The following is a 17621-nucleotide window of genomic DNA, read 5'->3' on the forward strand; positions in this document are numbered from 1 at the left end:
TGCGGCAGGTGACTGGAGGGGATCTTGACGACTACACCGACCGGCGGGGCGCCCGAGTACGACCCGTTCAACGCGCCCGCCCCGCTGCCCGCGATGCCGGACGTGGGAATGCCGACGCCGTTCCCGAAGCCGCCGCCGCTGAGCGTCCTGGCCAGGGTCGCGATCGTGCTGGGCGTCGTCGCCGCGCTGGGCTTGGGGAGCCTGGTCGCCTGGGGGATGTCGCAGTCGGGCAAGTTCGGTTCGGTCGAGGCGGGCGAGTGCCTGTACCTCACCGACGAGGCCGGTGGCGGCCAGAGCTACACGACCGCCGGGTGCTCGACGAGCCGCGCGACCTTCCGTATCGACGACGTGCGCACCGGCTCGTCCGAGTGCCGCGGTTCCGACTACGTCCAGTTCGAGCTGTACGGCAGGTCTTCCGACAAGAAGGCCGAGAAGACGCTCTGCCTGGCGCTGAACGTCGAGACCGGGGATTGCCTGCGCGACGTCGTGCACGAGACGCGGATCGCGAAGGTCCGCTGCACCGACATCACCGCGGAGGCGCGGGCGCTCGTGATGCGGGGATCTTCGGAGACCGTCTGTTCGTCGGACGACACCGCCCTGCACTACACCGGGCCGCCCGAGCGCACCGTGTGCCTTCGGCCGACCGGCGAAAATATTTAGAGTCAGGCACAGCCTGTCCGTTGAGGGTGGCGGCGGGCCGGGGTCCGGGCTAGCGGGGCACCATCGCCTGGACGTCGAGCCGGGCGCCGATCATCCCCGAGGTGTGCATCAGGTCGGCGACGCGCTGCAGCCGGATGCCGTTGAGGGAGACCGGGTAGGTCCCGAGCGAGATCAGGGATGCCGTGGTCCGGTCGATGTCGGAGAACGACGGCAGCGCGTCACGGACGACGGCCGGGTCGGCCGCCCGCACCTGCGCCTCGCCGAGCACCTTCCGGAAGACCGCGAGCGTGCGGGCGTTGCCCTGGCCGAAGGCGCCCGTCGAAACGTAGGACGACATCGGGAAGTCCAGCGTCGCGCCGCGAGCGCCGTCGGCGAGGATGCTCGCCCCGAGTTCCTTCTCGGCCCTGGTGATGTACGGCTCGACCATCCACGCGGCGTCGACCTCGCCCGCCTGCAACGCCTGCGGCATCCGGTCGAACGGATGCTGTTTGAACTGAATCTTGTTCACGTCGACGCCGGCGGTCGCGAGTACCGAACGGGCCGCGAGCACGCCGACGTCGTCGAGCATGTTCACCGCGATCTTCGGCGACTTCTTGAGCGTCGGCTCGGTGTAGTCGGAGCCGGGGAGTGTGACGAGCGCCATGGTGTTGCGGCCGGCGGTGTACGCCTCGCCCTGCAACTGCAGTGCCGTCCCGGCCGCGGCGGCGCGGAAGATCGAGACGTCGCTGGCGAACGCCAAGTCGATCTCGCCCGCCGAAAGTTTGCCGATCGCCTGGTCGGCGGGAACATCGACAAGGGTCACGGAAAGGCCGGCCGCGGTGAACTTGCCGTCGGCCACGGCGACCCTCAAGGGTGCCGTGTCGAGGGGGCTTCCGACACCGATTCGTAGTTCCGCCCGTTCGAGTGGCGCGTCGGTACTTGCGTCACCGCCGGAAAACACTCCGCAACCGGCCGTCGCCAGCAGAGCCGCTACCAGCGGAATCGCCCAGACGCGCATCATCGCCTCCGCCCACCTACCGAGAGAATGTGCTCCTCCTTCTGGATCGTATGGTCCAGGCCCCATACGATCGCGTGCGGGAGACGCCGGATTGCGCGGCTTTCGATCGTTCTCGAACCTTGTTACTCTACAGTAGGTTCGGGCTCTCGTCCCCGATGTCAGCCATGGGAAAGGGTCCCGTGGTGGGAAAAGGAAACCAGGTGGCCCGTCGCGACAAGCGTCCCCGTGGGGGCGACGCGGCGGAACGGCATCCGCGTGTCGGAGGACGCTGGCGGCTGCGGAACTGGCACCTGCGTACCAAACTCTTCGTCGTCCTCCTGATTCCCGCGCTCGCGGTGGTCGCCCTCGTCGGGCTCCGGGTCAACTCGGACCTGCGGGATGCCCGGCAGCTGGCCGAATTCGCCACGCGCGGCCGGGTCGACAGCACCGTCGCCGAGGCCGTGCACCAGCTTCAGCGCGAACGCGACCTCACCGTCCGGTTCGTCGCGGGTGATCGCAAGGGCGACGTCTCCGAACTGACCGAGCAGCGCAAGCGAGCCGACGAGGCCATCGGCACGTTCGACCGCACGCTCGGCGAGAGCAAGAGCAGGCTCGGCGACAAGGCCGCGACCAGCCTGCAGCTGACCAGCGACCGGCTGCGCGTGCTGACCGGGCTGCGGTTTTCCGCGGAACACTCCGCTTTTCCCGCCGACGCGGTCCTGCGCTCCTACAGCGAACTGATCTCCGGCCTGCTCGACATCAGCGATTCCACCGCCGCCGACGTCTCCGACCCGGATCTGGGGAAGCTCCGCCTCGCGGGCAACGCGCTCGCGCGGATCAAGGACCAGATGTCGGTCAAACGCGCGATCATGGCGGCCGCGCTCGCCCAGGGCGGCCTCAACCGGGATCGGACGCGCGCGCTGCTCGGCGCGGAGGCCGAACTCGCCGCCGCCCGCAACGACTACCGCACCTTCGCGACGCCCGAACAACAGCGGATGTACGACGACACGGTGATCGGCCTGATCGTCGACATCGGCAACGACATGGTGGAATCGGCGCTCATCCGCGCCGAGAACGACCAGGGGCTCGGCGGGCTGGACCCGAACCAGTGGGACACCGCCGCCACCTACACGGTCAACCTGGCCCACCAGGTGCAGCAGGCGGTGCTCGTCCAGCTGCAGGAACGCACGGACACCCTTGCGGCGCAAGCGAGAACGTCCGCCATCTGGGACGGCGGCATCGTGCTCGCCGTACTCGTGGTCGCCGGTGTGCTCTCCGTGATCATCGCGCGGTCGCTGTTGCGGCCGCTGCGGATCCTGCGCCGCAGCGCGCTCCAGGTCGCCGAACACCAGCTCCCCGCGGCCGTCCAGGGACTGCTCAGCGATCCCGAGCCGCAGCCGGAGAACCTGCGGCGGCGGCTGGCCGTCGCGCCGGTCCCGGTGTTCAGCCGGGAGGAACTCGGCCAGGTGGCGCGGGCGTTCGACGCGGTGCACGGCGAGGCCGTCCGGCTCGCGGGCGAACAGGCGATGCTGCGGGAGAACATCAACGCGATGTTCGTGAACCTGTCGCAGCGCAGCCAGGATCTCGTCGAGCGGCAGCTTTCCGTGCTGGACCGGATGGAGGCCGACGAACAGGATCCCGACACGCTCGCCGGGCTCTTCGAACTCGACCACCTCGCGACGCGGATGCGGCGCAACAGCGAGAACCTGCTGGTGCTCTCCGGAACCGACGTCGTCCGCGAGGACGGTGGAGCCGTCGTCGCGGACGAGATCATCGGTGCCGCGCTTTCCGAGGTCGAGCACTACCAGCGCATCGAACTCGGTGCGGCGCCGCGGATCGCGGTCCGCGGCGAGGCCGTCAACGACCTCGTGCACGTGGTCTCCGAACTGCTGGAGAACGCGACCCGGTATTCGGACCAGAGCACGATGGTGCAGGTCGAGGGGCACGAGACCGAACGCGGCGAATGGCAGATCGAGATCACCGACCACGGCGCCGGGATGCCGCAGGCGGAGATCGACCGGACCAACACGCGGCTGGCGAATCCGCCGGACGTCGACGTCGAGGTTTCGCGGCGGATGGGCCTGTTCGTGGTCGCGACGCTGGCCGTCCGGCACCGGATCGACGTGCGCCTGCGGTCCGCCGACGGTGGCGGGATCACCGCGGTGGTCGTCGTGCCCTCGGGGCTCATCGTCGAAGCGCCCCAGCCCGCCTCGATGCCGGAACCCCCGCCGGTCGCCACCCCGCCCGAGCCGGAACCCGAACCACCGCTGGAAGTCCCGCCGCTGCCCGAGCCGGAGGAGAGCGAGCCGGAAGAGTCGCGCTTCGCGCCCGTGCTGGACCCCGGGCCGCTGCGGCGCGCGCCCGTCGTCGAGCGCGAGAACCCGCCGGAGTGGCCTTCGTCGGACGACGACGCGGGAAACCACCTCGAGCTGGACTCGCCGACCGAGCGGATGCCCAAGTACCAGAGCGTGCTTTCGCAGTGGTTCGACCACGGCGGCCCGCGCGAAGGACCTTCGCCCGCCGAACCCGGTCCGCCTTCCTTGCCCTCGTTCGAGCCGGTGAAGGCGGCCCAGGAGAGCGCCGCGAGCGAGGAACCCGCGCAGGATCCGGACGAGCCGACCGAACCGACGTTGAAGCCGGTGGCACCGAAAGACCCGGCACCGAAAGCGCCGGCACCGAAGGAAAAGGCGCCGGAGCCCGCGCCCGAACCCGAGCCCGCTTGGCCGACGTCGGCCGAGCTGGAGCAGGAGGACGGGGCCGAGGAGACCTGGCCCTTCCTGCCCGCCGTCGTCCCCGAGGCGCGGTCGCAGGACGACAGGCCGGAGAAGCCGCGAGGGGAGAGGCCGATACTCTCACTTTCCCCCGAAGCGGTCCGCGAACGGATGACCAGCCTGCAAGGCGGGTTCCGGCGCGGTCGCCACGCCAGGGGTGACGACAACCCCTCGGCTTAGCGAATTGGAAGGTCCATGAGTTCGAAAACCGGCCTGCTGGAAGTGATCGCGCTGACCGCGGCGGACGCGGAGCGCGCACAGGAGGGCGGGGCCGATCGCCTCGAACTGGTCAGCGACATGGCCAGCGACGGTCTCTCGCCGTCGGTCGGGACGCTGCGCGACGTACTCGCCGCCACCGATCTCCCGGTGCGGGTCATGCTGCGCGACAACATGTCCTTCGCCGCCGGAGACCTCGACGGGCTGCGAGCGGACACCGCCCGGCTGATCGACGCGGGCGCGCGGGAGTTCGTCTTCGGTTTCCTGGACCTGGAAAGCGAAATCGACGTCGACGCCTGCGAGACACTGGTCAAGGAGCTCGACGGTCTGCCGTGGACCTTCCACCGCGCCATCGACCGCGCGCGTGACCCGTTGCGCGCCTACGACCAGCTGGCCGCGCTCGGCTGTGACACGGTGCTCGCGGCCGGGCATCCGCACGGGGTGGCGCACGGACTCTCGGTACTGCAGCGGCTCGCCCGCCGGACGGACGGGCCCCAGCTGCTCGTCGGCGGCGGCCTGCGGGCGCAGCAGGTGCATCTGCTGCGGGCGGGCGGGGTGCGCGCGTTCCACGTCGGCAGCGCGGTCCGGCCCGGCGGCTGGGAGTCCGATGTGGACGCCGCCGCCGTTCGCGAGTGGGCGGCCCTGGTCAAGGACTAGGTGTACGCGACGGGTCAGGTCCAGACCACGGACGGTGATATGAGGTTGCATCTTCAACTATCCGGATAGGACCAGATAGCGTGGGGCCCATGGCTACCCGCACCGTACGTGACGCGACCAGGGAATTGCTGCGTGATCTGGGCCTGACCACGATTTTCGGCAATCCCGGCACCACCGAGATCGCCTTCCTGACGGACTGGCCCGACGACTTCACCTACGTGCTCGCGCTCCACGAGGCGTCCGTCGTCGCGATGGCCGACGGGTACGCCCGCGCCGCGCGACGGCCGGCGCTGGTGAACCTGCACTCGGCGGGCGGGGTCGGCCACGCCCTGGGGCATGTCTTCACCGCGTACCGCAACAACGCCCCGCTGATCATCCTCGCCGGCCAGCAGACCAGGTCGCTGCTGCCGGACGACCCCTTCCTCGGGGCCGTCGAGGCGACGAACTTCCCCAAGCCGTACGTGAAGTGGAGCTGCGAACCGGCCAGGGCCGAGGACGTCCCGGCGGCGCTGGCGCGGGCGTATCACATCGCGACGCAGGCGCCCATGGGTCCGGTGTTCGTCTCGGTGCCGGTGGACGACTGGGACGTCGAGACCACGAAGCCGGTCGTCTCCCGGCCGCCGATCCGCGGCTTCGCGCCCGATCCGTCCGCTTTGGACGAACTGGTGTCCGCCCTGGACGCCGCCGAGCGCCCGGCGATCGTGGTCGGCCCCGGCATCGACGGCGAAGGCGCCGTGCCGGACGTCGTCGCGCTGGCCGAGAAGGTGGGCGCCGGGGTCTGGGCGCCGCCGATGGGCGCGCGCTGCTCCTTCCCCGAGGACCACCCGCAGTTCTTCGGCTTCCTGCAGCCGGAACGGAAAACGCTCGCGGGAGCGCTGGCCGACCACGACCTCGTGGTCGTCATCGGCGCCCCGGCGTTCACCTACCACGTGTACCGGGGCGAGTCGGAAACCACGCTGCCGCCGCTGTTCCTGATCAGCGACGACGAACAGATCCTCGCCAGGGCCGCCGAGGGCACCGGGATCCGGGCGACGCCGAAGCTCGCGATCCGCGCGCTGCTGGACCGCGCCGCGCCGCGGGAAGCGCCGAAATCCCGCACCCGGATGGAAAAGCCCGCCGCGGTCACGCCGATCACGCCCGGCTTCGCCTACTCCGTGATCTCGGAAGTCCTGCCGGACAACGCGATCGTCGTCGAGGAGACGCCGAGCCACCGCAACGAACTGCACGACCACCTGCCGATCAAATCCACCGACACCGGCTTCCTCACCGTCGCCAGCGGCACCCTGGGCTACGGCCTCCCCGCCGCCGTCGGTGCCGCGCTGGCCCGCCCGGACCGCAAGGTGGTCGCCATCCTGGGCGACGGGTCGAGCATGTACTGCGTCCAGGCACTGTGGACGGCGGCGCAGAACAACCTGCCGGTGACGTTCGTGATCTTCGACAACTCGCAGTACGCCGCCGTGCGCATCCTCGGCGAGGCGGCGGGCGGGGAGAAGGTGCCGGGTGTCGACCTCGGCGGCATCGATTTTCCCGCGCTGGCCAAGAGCCTGGGCCTGGCGACGTCGGTCGTCGAGAAGGCGGAGGACCTCAAGCCGACGCTGGAGGCCGCGCTGCCGGACGAGCGGCCGCATCTGGTGCACGTCCGCATCGACGCGAACCCGCGCACGCTGTACTGAGCGCTCGAGGCCTCGGCGCCGAGGCCCTCGCGCGCGCTATGAAAGGCCCGTTACTTGCAAAATTTGCAAGTAACGGGCCTTTCATAGCACTTGGCGAGCGGAAAGGATCAGCCCTTCGAGTGAGCGTCAGCGTCTACAGAGGACGACTCCGCCGCCTTCTGCGCCAGCTCGTACTCGGCCGCGTCGGAGGCCGCGGTGACGGCCTCGGGCGAGCCACCGTGCAGCAGCCGCGCGACCTCGCCGCGCAGCGTCACGAACTCCGCGGACTCACGCGTGGTGATCTGGTTCCGCTCCGCGGGCAGCCCGACCGGCAGGTCCGCGACGATGGTCGCCGGCGACTTCGACAGCACCAGCACCCGGTCCGACAGGTAGACGCTCTCGTCGATGTCGTGCGTGACCACGAGAACCGTGCTCCCGTTATCGCGCTGCACGCGCCGGGTGAGGTCCTCGAGTTCGAACCGCGTCTGCGCGTCGACCGACGCGAACGGCTCGTCCATCAGCAGCAGGGCGGGCTGGCTGGCCAGGGCGCGCGCGATCGACACGCGCTGCTGCATACCGCCCGAGAGCTGCCACGGGAACTTCGAACCGACGCCGGACAGGCCGACCGAGTCCAGCGCGTCCTGCGCCCGCGTCCGGCGCTCGGAGCGGCTCAAGTTGCGCCACCGCAAGGGGAACTCGACGTTCTTCGCGACCGAGAGCCAGGGGAACAGCGAGCGGCTGTAGTCCTGGAACACCACGGCCAAGTCCTCCGGCACGCCTGAGGAGACGTCGTCGCCGTGCAGGCTGACCCGGCCGGACGTCGGCTTGATCAGCCCGGCGATGCAGCGCAGCAGCGTCGACTTTCCGCAGCCCGACGGGCCCACGATGCTCGCGAGCTGGCCGGTTTCCACGGTGAACGACAGGTCGTTGACCGCGACGTGCGCCTTTTCTCCCGCGCCGTACCGGTGGTTCAGCCCGGAGACTTCGAGCATGGTTGACATCTTGCTGACCCTTCGAGAAGAACTAGATACGGCCGTTGCGGGTGGGCTGCCAGCGAAGCACTCTCTGCTCCACCGCGAGGAACGCCGCGTTGAACCCGAAGCCGAGCAGTCCGAGCAGGACCAGCCACGACCACATGAGCGGGAAGTCGAACGCCTGCTGGGCGTCCATCAGGGACCGGCCGATGCCGTTGTAGGAGCCGACCAGTTCCGAGATCACCATCAGCAGCAGGGAAATGGACAGGCTCAGCCGCAGGCCCGCGAAGATCTTCGGTCCGGCGGCGGGCAGCACGATCGAGCGCACCCAGTACGACCGCGGGGTCCGGAACGACTTCGCGGTGTCGATCTTCACCTGGTCCACCGACCGGACGCCGTCCACGGTGTTGAGCAGCACCGGCCAGATCGCGCCGAAGATGATCGACCCGGTCTGCATACCCGGTCCGAGTCCGAAGAGGACGATGAACACCGGGATCAGCGCGGGTGGCGGCACCGAGCGGAAGAACGCGAAAAGCGGTCCGACGTAGTCCATCCCGTGCTTGGACCGGCCCAGCGCGACACCCAGTGCGACACCGAGGGCACCGGCCAGCAGCCAGCCGCCGAGCGTCCGGCCGAGACTGGGAAGGACGTTGTCGAACACGGTGTCGGTCAGGAACAGCTGCGAGGCCGGACCCGTGAACCACAGCTTCGCCGAGGTGGTCAGGATTTCGGTCGGCGGCGGGAAGAACGGGCTCTGCGCGAGCCGGGTCGAAAGCTCCCAGATCCCCAGCAGGGCGAAGAAGAGTAGCCAGTTGCGGACCAGGATGCCGAGGCCCCGGCCCACGCGCCTGCCGACGCGGCTGGTCAGCGTGAGGGTCGTCACGAGATCGCCTCCCGGTCGACCGTGCTCCAGCGGAACGCCCGCCTGCCGATCATTTCGAGCCCGCCGTTGATGAGGAAGCCGAGCGCGCCGACCACCACGGTGCCGGCCAGGACGAGATCGAACCTGGTCGAACCGGTACTGGCCTGCATGATGAAGTTGCCGATGCCGAGTTTGGCGCCGGCCAGGAATTCGGTACTGACCACCGCGATCAGGGCGATGTTGGCGGACAGCCGGACCCCGGTGAACACGAACGGCGCGGTATGCGGCAGCGCCACCGACGTCATCGTCCGGAACTTGCTCGTGCCGCAGGCCTTCGCGGTCTCCATCAGCACGGGGTCGATCTCGCCGAGCGCGTAGATCGTGTTGAACATGATGGGCCACAGCGACGCGTACACGGCGAGCGTGATCTTCGCTTCGGGGCCGCCGCCGATCAGCAGGAGCACCAGCGGGATCAGCGCGACGGCGGGGATCGGCCGCAGGAACTCGATGACCACCGCGGTCGCGGTGCGCAGTCCGGGGATGCTGCCCAGCAGCAGCCCGGCGGGCACGGCGATGGCGACCGAGATGAGCAGCGCGATCGCCCACGCGAGGAAGGTGGCGATCAGGTCGCGGATGAACTGCACCTCGCCGAACTGTTCGACGATCGTCACGACGACCACGGACGGCGGGGGGAGGAACTCTTTACGGACCAGGCCGGCCTGGACGATCACTTCCCAGACGAGGAAGAAACCGGCCAGACCGGCCAGGGCACGGAGAAGTCGTGACACCTTTACCTTTATCCAGCTTGAGGGGAGAGCATCGGGGCGGCATCGAGCTTGGTCGTCAGCACCCCGGTCTGCAGCAGCAGATCCGGTACGCGCTGCAGGCGGCGCGGGTCCAGGGTGGACCCGAACGTCGGCAGCGTGAGCAGTGACGCGGTTTCGGCGTCGACCTTGGCGTACTTGACGATCAGGGGTTCGATCTTGGAGCGGTCGGCCGAGTCGCGCACGGCCTTGGCCATCGCGCGCTGGAACGCGGCCAGCGTCTTGGGGTTCTTGTCCACGAAGGAGCCGAGCGAGCCGAAGCCCGCCAGGGGGAAGTCCTGGGTGGCACCGGTCGCGATGTCGACCACCGGGGTCGCGCCTGCCACCTTGGAAGCCTGGGTCAGGAACGGCTCGGGCAGGTAGCCCGCGTCGACCTGGCCCGAAGAGAGCGCGGCGGCGATGTTCGGCAGCTGCATCGGCACCCACTGCACCTTGCTGGTGTCGACGCCGTGGTCCTTCATCACCGAGACGGTGAGCAGGTGCGAAGCGGTGTTCTTGTCGGTGATCGCGATCTTCTTGCCCGCGAGGTCGTTGATCGTCTTGACCGTGGAGGTCGGCACCGTGACGACCGCGTTGCTCTTGGGGCTGGCGGAAACGGCATCGGCCACGAGCCGGATGTCGGCCGCGCCCTTGCTCTTCGCGATGAAGAACGGCATGTAGGTGGAGAAGGCGATGTCGACCTCGCCGCCGATCATCTTGGTCATCGAAGCCTGACCACTGGGAGCGTCGACCGCTTCGACCTCGAGACCTTCGGCCTTGAAGTAGCCGCCTTCCTGCGCCAGCCGCAGCGGCGCGAGGTCGACGACGGGCAGCAGGGCCACCTTGATCTTCGGCTTCTCCAGTGCGCCGTCGCCGCCGGCCGCTTTGGACGAATCCTCGCCCCCGAGGGCACCGCAAGCGCCCAATGTGGCCAACATGAGCGCGCTCAGGGCGACACCGATGGCGCCCCGTCCTCTACGTACACCGCTCCTGCTCATGGCGTCTCGAAACAAAGCCAGCTCCTCGGAAACAATGAATCACCGTTTGGGTTTTCATCCGTGTCGTGGCTTCATTTTCGCCAGGCACGCGGTCACCTTAGAGATTTGCCCACTCACTCACAATGGGTGTCGTGAGCGGGTGATCAATTTAGGCCATTCGCCTGATCGCGTGATCACCCGCTTGGACAACGCTACTTTTAGTGATCGAATTACTGGTGGAGCGGCAATTCGGGGTAACCGCGTGTCATCAACTGGTGGACTGTGCCGCGATCATCGGGCCGACGTCGATCTTGCTCTGGATCGCGCCCATCTGCAGGAGCAGGTCCGGGACCCGCTGGATGCGGCGGGGGTCCAGGGTGGACTGGAACGTCAGCAGCGTGGTCAGCGCGGCGGTGTCCTGGTCGATCTTGGCGTACTTGACCAGCAGCGGCTCGATCTTGGAGCGGTCGGCCGCGTCGCGGGTCGCCTTCTGCATGGCGCGCTGGAAGGCGGCCACGGTCTTCGGGTTCTCGCTCACGAACTTGCCGAGGGAGCCGTAGCCCGCGGTGGGGAAGTCCTGGGTGGCGCCGGTGGCGGTGTCCACGACCGGGACGGTGCCCGCCTGCTTCGCGGTCTGGGTGATGAAGGGTTCGGTCAGGAAGCCGGCGTCGATGTCGCCGTTCTTGAGCGCGGCCCCGACGTTCGGCAACGGGATCGGCACCCACTGCACCTTGGCGGTGTCCACACCGTGGTCCTTCATGACCGATTTGGACAGTGTGTCGGACACGGTGTTCGGCGCGGTGATGCCGATCTTCTTACCCGCCAGGTCGGCGACGCTCTTCACCGTCGACGTCGGCAGCGTGACCAGCATCGTGCTCTTAGGACCCGCGGAGGAGGCGTCCGCGACCAGCTTGATGTCGGCGGAGCCCTTGCTCGCCGCAATGAAGAACGGCGTGTAGCTCGCGTACGCGATGTCGACCTCGCCGCCGATCAGCTTGGTCAGCGAGACCTGGCCGGTGGCGGCTTCGATCGCTTCGACATCGAGGCCTTCGTTCTTGAAGTAGCCGCCGTCCTGCGCGAGACGGAGGGGGGCGAGGTCGATGGTCGACATCACCGCCACCTTGATCTTCGACTTCTCGAGGTTCCCGGAGCCGCCGGAAGAGGACGAATCGTCCCCGCCGAGCAGGCCGCAGCCGCCGACCGACGTCGTGACGACGGCCGCCATCGCGAGCGCGATCGCCCCACGCCGGCTCAGGCTGGCGCTCAAGGCCTTCTTCGAAAGCAAAGTGGTGCTCCTGATCGAGGGGGAGGACACGTGATGACGTGGCCTGATGCGGAATTAGGAAGTGACTCTTTGTCAGAGCCACGCGCTCACTGTAGAGAACGGACAACGTGCTCACAATGGGTGGTCATCCTATGATCCCCAGTGGTAACGATCACCCGAACAGGTTGTTTGTCAGAAGTGAACACAACTGGGCGTGTTCATCGGAGGCGCGTGGCGAGAGTTTGTTGCCAACTGAGCGCCAACAGGTCAAGACCCGTCCGGTGCCTTCTCGTATGTCTTGTCCAAAGGGTTACATCTGGGCCTGCCGTTCGCTACCCTCATGCACCGGTAGTGAGGTGTGGACCACTGATGTAGTGAAAGAGAGTGCCTTGGATGGCCGAACGCTCTGGACCTTTCCCGAGGTGCAAGGCACTCTGTGTGGAACAAGTGCGTCTTGTCCGAACGGGTGCTGAACACGTCCGTGCTTCACTGGTGCGCGCCCGCGTACTGGCGGGTTAGGCCGAATAGACCAATGACGCCAGACGGGGTTTCGGTCAAGTGCACCTGAGAGACTGCGTCGAAGACGACCTCCTCATTCGGAGGAGTGAATACTCACGCCGAGCACATCCCTGCCAGGTGGCAGGAGCGTGCGGGTAGTGGTCTCCGACAACCGACCCAGACAGCAGTACGGCCAGCTCGAGAACGGCGTGTCCAAAATGGGCTTTCCCGGCCCGGATGAAGATGATGGTGGTGCGGCGGTGCCGAACGAAGACACCGCGGGGGTGGGAGGGACCCCTGCGCGGGAAACCGGAGACGGTCCTGGCGGGAAGGTGGCCGGGTCGTTCCTGGGCCTGCGTAACTGGCGTCTGCGATCCAAGCTCGCGGCCGTCCTGATCATTCCGACGCTGACCGCGCTCGCGCTCGGCACCCTGCGCGTGATCGACGACGGCGGTGAGGCCGCCCGGTTCCAGGACACGGCCGACCAGGTCGCGTTCGCCGACAAGATCACGCTCGTGGTGCACGAGCTGCAGAGCGAACGCGCGCTCGCCGTCGCCAACATCGCCGCCGACGACCCGTCGCGCCAAGCCGGTCTCGACGCGCAGATCGCCAAGGTGGACCGCGCGGTCGACGACCTGCGGGCCTCGGCGAACCAGATCAACCCGGACGATCAGGACACGAGGGACCGCTACTCGCGTGGTCTGCAGCGGCTCGACGCCCTGCGCCCGCTGCGCGGCGCGATGAACACCTCGCTGCTGGGCGACACCCCGGTCCTCATCGCCTACTCCGGCATCCTCGACTCGCTGGTCCAGCTCGGCCGCGAGGTGACCACCGCGGTGGCCAACCGCGACGTGCTCCGGCTCGGCGTCACCGTGCAGGCCATCAGTGAGAGCAAGGAGTTCATCGCCCGCGGTGACGCGGCGCTGCTGATCGCCTCCTTCCGCAACGCGTTCCCCGGCGACCTGTTCGACCAGGCCCGTTCGGCGGTCGCCAGCGGCGACGCCTCGACCGCGGCCTTCCTGGCCAACGCCAGCCCCGAACAGCGGCAGCTCTACTCGGACACCTTCTCCGGTCCCGAGGTCGACGACCGCCGCCGGATCACCACGATGGCGTTCTCGCTGCACCAGCAGAACGTGCAGCCCGAGATCGACAACGTGGCGCTCGGCAACGACAGCCGGGTCGCGCTCGACAAGCTGCGCGCGGTCGAGACGAACCTGCTCGGCCAGCTGCGGGCACAGGCCGACGGCCTGGCCACCGACGCGATCAACTCGGCCTGGATCGGCGGCGCGATCGTGCTGCTGGCCCTGCTCGCGGCGCTGTTCCTGATGCTCGTCATCGCCCGCCTGATGCTGCGCCCGCTGCGGGTGCTGCGGAAGACGGCGCTCGACGTGGCGTACACACGACTGCCGGAAACCGTGCAAGCCATCCTGGACGACCCGGACCCGGTCAACGCCTCGAAGCGGTCGGTCGAGCCGGTGCCCGTCACCTCGCGTGACGAGATCGGTGAAGTGGCGCGGTCGTTCGACGTCGTCCACGCGCAGGCCGTCAAGATGGCCGCCGAACAGGCCCTCCTGCGCGAGAACGTCAACGGCATCTTCGTGAACCTGTCCCGCCGGTCGCAGCGGCTGGTGGAACGCCAGCTCGGCGTGATCGACCGGCTCGAGGCCGACGAGCAGGACCCGGACCACTTGGCCAGCCTGTTCGAACTCGACCACCTCGCCACGCGGCTGCGCCGCAACGGTGAAAGCCTCCTGGTGCTCTCGGGCGCCGGTCTCGCGAAGTCGGTGCCCAAGCCGGTGCCCGCCGCCGACGTCATCGGCGCCGCGGTCTCGGAGATCGAGCAGTACGCCCGGATCGAGATCGGGATCGTCCCCGAGGTCGCCGTCCAGGGCCTGACGATCCACGACCTCGTGCACGTGCTCGCGGAACTGCTGGACAACGCCACCTACTTCTCCGAGCCGGAGACGAAGGTGACCGTCCGCGCGGTGATCACCCGCAAGAAGGCGCTCGCCATCCAGGTCACCGACCACGGTGTCGGCATGACCGAGGAGCGGCTCGCCGAGGTCAACACGCGACTCGCCGAACCGCCGGACCTGGACGTCTCGGTGACCCGGCGGATGGGCCTGTACGTGGTCGCGCGCCTGGCGCGCCGCCACGGCATCGAGGTCCGGCTCCGGGAGAACGAGGACATCGAAGGCGGCGTGATCGCGCGGGTCGTCGTGCCCGCCGAGCTGCTCACGCAGATGCGGCCCGGCGTGCGGAACACCCCGCCGCCGCCGAACCGCTCGGAAACGTCCATGCCGTCGATGCCCTCGATGTCCGAGATGTCGACCTCGCTGCCGAGCATCCCCGCTTCCGACCGCGGCCTGGAGATGACCCCGCCTCCGCCGTCGAAGCCGCCGTCGCACCAGCCGGTCGCGCAGCAGGGCGGGCTGGTCCCGCTCGACCAGCCGATCAGCCTCGACGACCTCGTCGCGGGCAAGAACGCGGCAGGGCCGTTCCTCAGCCCCGCCGCCCCCGTGGAGGAAAGCCCGGCGTGGCCGACGGCGGACGACATCTCGCCGACGAACGGCGACGGTGCCTCCAGCGGCACGGAGACGCAGTTCGCGTCGCTCGTGCTGCCCAAGCGGGAGCCGCGCTACGTCCCGGTGACCCCGGCCGAGCCGTCGCGTCAGCCCGAGGAGCCCGCGGACACGGGCAAGTCGGCGCTCGAGGACGACGTCCCGACCAGGCGGCTTCCGATCTACCAGTCGGTGCTCTCGCGCTGGTTCAGCGAAGGTGACGAGGCGGGCGGCGACCAGCCGACCACCTACACCGAACCGGTCGAGCCGCCCGCGTCGGACGTGCCCGAGCAGAACCGCCACGGTCTCGACGAAACCGCCGAAGACGTCGTCGAGCCCGCCGAAGAGGCGTTGCCCACTCGGACCCCGCAGAGTGTTCCGCCGGAGACGGTGCTCCAGGACAATGGCTGGCGCAGTGCGTCGGACGACGGCTGGCAGGCGGCGCAGGTCCTGTACGAAGACCGGAACGACGAGATCACCCCGGCCGGCCTGCCCAAACGGGTGCCGAACCAGTATCTCGTCCCCGGTTCGATCGGCGGGAACGAGCCGAAGAAGGAAGACTCGTTCGCCGACAAGACTTCCGGAATGCCGGGAACGGGTGCGATAGCCCGCTCGGCGACGGCAGCTCGAAGCCGGATGGCAAGCTTCCAGCAGGGTTACAAGTCGGGACGGCACGCGTTGAAGGACCGCCCGCTCGATGCGCTGGACGACAACGGCGTTCCGGTGACTGGCAGGGGTGCGGATTCCCCTGCCGATGACAGCAGTAAGGAGTGAAAGTGACACGGGCGGGTGCGATGCAGCCGGGCGGTCCGGCGCAGCCTGGCGGCCAGGCGCAGGGTAGAGGACACACGAGCAGCTTTGCCTGGCTGATCACGGATTTCGTGCACCGGGTCCCGGGCGCGGCGCATGCCGTGGTGGTGTCGGCGGACGGTTTGCTCCTGGCCTCCTCGAAGGGGCTCCCCAAGGACAGGGCCGACCAGCTCGCCGCCGTTTCGTCGGGGCTCACCAGCCTCGCGCGCGGTGCGGCCAAGGTGTTCGAAGGCGGCACGGTCGCGCAGACGGTGGTCGAGATGGCCAACGGCTTCCTCTTCCTGATGTCGGTGTCGGACGGGTCCTGCCTGGCGGTCCTCGGGTCGCCGGAGAGTGACATCGGCCTGGTCGTCTACGAGATGACCCTGCTGGTGGAACGCGTGGGACAACAGCTGACACCGGAGATGCGCGCGCAGCTGCAGGGCGCGTCGGTCCGCCGCTGAGCGACCGGGAACCGAGGAGAATGCCGTGGACGACGGGCGCTTGAGGGGCGATGGCCGGCTCGGTGACGACTTCTCCGGCGGGTGGTCGGAACGTGACGACGGCCGGGAGGACTGGACGTCCTTCCGGGACCGGGTCGACCGCGAATGGCGATCGCGACGGGCACAGGGGTCGGACAACGACCCCGTGTCCCCGGACGAGGCCTCCCGCTGGCTGACCGATTCGAACGCGGGACAGGGACCCGCCGATTTCAGCGTCACGGACTACCGGGAACGCCTGCTCGGCGGCCCCGGGGCGGAACTGTTCGGTGGTGGCAGCGGTCCGCTGTACGACTCGGGCGAGTTCGCCAAGTTCTCCTTCGACAAGGAGGAGGAGCGCCGGGCGGCCGCGGCCGACCCGCTCGCCGCGGCGTTGCCGCAGCAGGCGCAGAACGAGTTCGTCGACGAGCAGTACACCACCGACGTCGAATCCTCCGGCCTGGTCCGGCCGTACTTCCGCACGCGGGGACGGACCAAGCCGACGTACGACCTTGCCATCGAGGCGTTGATCTCGACCAGCGAACAGGGACGTGTGCTCGATCGGGTACGCGTCCCCGAACACCGGTCGATCTGCGACCTTTGCCTGGACACCCGGTCCGTCGCCGAAGTCGCGGCGCTGTTGCGCCTGCCGCTCGGCGTGGTCCGGGTGCTGATCGGAGACGTGGCCGGCCTCGGCCTGGTCCTGGTGCACACCGCCAGCCAGAACGTGGGTGACCGGCCCAGTATCGAGTTCATGGAGAGGGTGCTCAGTGGGCTTCGGAGAATTTGACTCCGACGCGAATGCGCCGCAGGTGGCCGGGCCGACGTCGTCGGCCAAGATCGTGGTCGCTGGCGGATTCGGCTCGGGGAAGACCACGCTGGTCGGAGCGGTTTCGGAGATCGATCCGCTGACCACCGAGGCCATGATGACCGAGGCCAGTACCGGCGTCGACGACAATTCGGCCACCCCGAACAAGTCGACGACGACCGTTGCCATGGACTTCGGCCGGATTTCGCTGGACTCGGATCTGGTGCTGTACGTGTTCGGTACGCCGGGCCAGCACCGGTTCTGGTTCATGTGGGACGACCTCGCGGTCGGCGCCATCGGTGCCGTCGTGCTGGTCGACACGCGGCGGCTCGCCGACGCGTTCCCGTCGATCGACTTCTTCGAGAACCGGAAGCTGCCGTACGTCGTGGCGATCAACTGCTTCGACCGGTTGCTGCACCACCAGATCGAGGACGTCCGGCACGCGCTGACGATCTCACCGTCCGTGCCGATCATGGCCTGTGACGCTCGGGAACGTGAGTCCGCCAAGCAGGTGTTGATCTCGGTCGTGCAGCACGCCATCGCACACGATTCGGCGTTGCGCGCTGGGTAGAAACACGACACAAGAGGGTGCGCGCGGGGTGAAATACAGACGAAAGCCCGAAGCGGATGCGGCCGTTGGAGTGAACTCGGCAGGCTTCACCCGCTTCGGGGAG

The 17621-nt window shown here is 68.5% G+C and carries 14 protein-coding genes; 8 read left to right on the plus strand and 6 right to left on the minus strand.

The window, feature by feature from the left end:
* Positions 1-24 precede the first annotated feature (24 nt).
* Positions 25-660, plus strand: coding sequence for a hypothetical protein (locus tag ACLJPX_RS12085; RefSeq protein WP_410600155.1), 636 nt, complete (start codon positions 25-27; stop codon positions 658-660).
* Between the two features lie 49 nt (positions 661-709).
* Here the strand turns inward: ACLJPX_RS12085 and ACLJPX_RS12090 are convergent, their stop codons facing one another.
* Entirely contained in the window at positions 710-1657 is a 948-nt protein-coding gene (locus tag ACLJPX_RS12090; RefSeq protein WP_410600156.1) for an ABC transporter substrate-binding protein, read from the minus strand.
* A gap of 200 nt (positions 1658-1857) precedes the next feature.
* Here ACLJPX_RS12090 and ACLJPX_RS12095 point away from each other — a divergent pair, with 200 nt between their 5' ends.
* From ACLJPX_RS12095 to mdlC, 3 genes are all read left to right on the plus strand, one after another.
* Positions 1858-4587, plus strand: a complete 2730-nt coding sequence (locus ACLJPX_RS12095) for a nitrate- and nitrite sensing domain-containing protein (protein ID WP_410600157.1) — start codon at positions 1858-1860, stop codon at positions 4585-4587.
* Between the two features lie 15 nt (positions 4588-4602).
* Positions 4603-5280: a copper homeostasis protein CutC gene (locus ACLJPX_RS12100; protein ID WP_410600158.1), complete on the plus strand. Its 678-nt coding sequence runs from the start codon at positions 4603-4605 to the stop codon at positions 5278-5280.
* 89 nt (positions 5281-5369) lie between these two features.
* Positions 5370-6953, plus strand: coding sequence for a benzoylformate decarboxylase (gene mdlC, locus ACLJPX_RS12105; RefSeq protein WP_410600159.1), 1584 nt, complete (start codon positions 5370-5372; stop codon positions 6951-6953).
* Between the two features lie 107 nt (positions 6954-7060).
* Here mdlC and ACLJPX_RS12110 read toward each other — a convergent pair whose 3' ends face one another.
* The 5 genes from ACLJPX_RS12110 to ACLJPX_RS12130 all read right to left on the minus strand — a co-directional run bounded on the left by ACLJPX_RS12110 (position 7061) and on the right by ACLJPX_RS12130 (position 11833).
* Entirely contained in the window at positions 7061-7933 is an 873-nt protein-coding gene (locus tag ACLJPX_RS12110; protein ID WP_410600160.1) for an ABC transporter ATP-binding protein, read from the minus strand.
* Positions 7934-7955: 22 nt separating this feature from the next.
* On the minus strand, positions 7956-8789 hold the full coding sequence (locus ACLJPX_RS12115) for an ABC transporter permease (RefSeq protein WP_410600161.1): 834 nt from the start codon (positions 8787-8789) through the stop codon (positions 7956-7958).
* Complete coding sequence (locus tag ACLJPX_RS12120) at positions 8786-9556, minus strand: ABC transporter permease (protein WP_410600162.1); 771 nt, start codon at positions 9554-9556, stop codon at positions 8786-8788. The genes ACLJPX_RS12115 and ACLJPX_RS12120 overlap by 4 nt, the downstream gene beginning before the upstream one ends.
* An 8-nt stretch (positions 9557-9564) precedes the next feature.
* Positions 9565-10509: an ABC transporter substrate-binding protein gene (locus ACLJPX_RS12125; RefSeq protein WP_410600163.1), complete on the minus strand. Its 945-nt coding sequence runs from the start codon at positions 10507-10509 to the stop codon at positions 9565-9567.
* Between the two features lie 307 nt (positions 10510-10816).
* Complete coding sequence (locus ACLJPX_RS12130; RefSeq protein ID WP_410600164.1) at positions 10817-11833, minus strand: ABC transporter substrate-binding protein; 1017 nt, start codon at positions 11831-11833, stop codon at positions 10817-10819.
* A gap of 695 nt (positions 11834-12528) precedes the next feature.
* Between ACLJPX_RS12130 and ACLJPX_RS12135 the strand changes: the two genes are divergently transcribed.
* The 4 genes from ACLJPX_RS12135 to ACLJPX_RS12150 are packed head-to-tail and all read left to right on the plus strand — an operon-like array spanning position 12529 to position 17518.
* A complete protein-coding gene (locus ACLJPX_RS12135) occupies positions 12529-15645 on the plus strand; it encodes a nitrate- and nitrite sensing domain-containing protein (protein ID WP_410600734.1) in 3117 nt (1038 codons plus the stop codon).
* Positions 15646-15665: 20 nt separating this feature from the next.
* Positions 15666-16124, plus strand: a complete 459-nt coding sequence (locus tag ACLJPX_RS12140; protein WP_101613540.1) for a roadblock/LC7 domain-containing protein — start codon at positions 15666-15668, stop codon at positions 16122-16124.
* Positions 16125-16149: 25 nt separating this feature from the next.
* Positions 16150-16929: a DUF742 domain-containing protein gene (locus ACLJPX_RS12145; protein ID WP_076158620.1), complete on the plus strand. Its 780-nt coding sequence runs from the start codon at positions 16150-16152 to the stop codon at positions 16927-16929.
* Positions 16910-17518: a GTP-binding protein gene (locus ACLJPX_RS12150; protein ID WP_026467043.1), complete on the plus strand. Its 609-nt coding sequence runs from the start codon at positions 16910-16912 to the stop codon at positions 17516-17518. Before ACLJPX_RS12145 ends, ACLJPX_RS12150 begins: the two co-directional genes overlap by 20 nt.
* Positions 17519-17621: the final 103 nt, after the last annotated feature.

Source organism: Amycolatopsis sp. lyj-90, assembly GCF_046549035.1.
In the GTDB taxonomy this organism is placed as follows: Bacteria; Actinomycetota; Actinomycetes; order Mycobacteriales; family Pseudonocardiaceae; genus Amycolatopsis.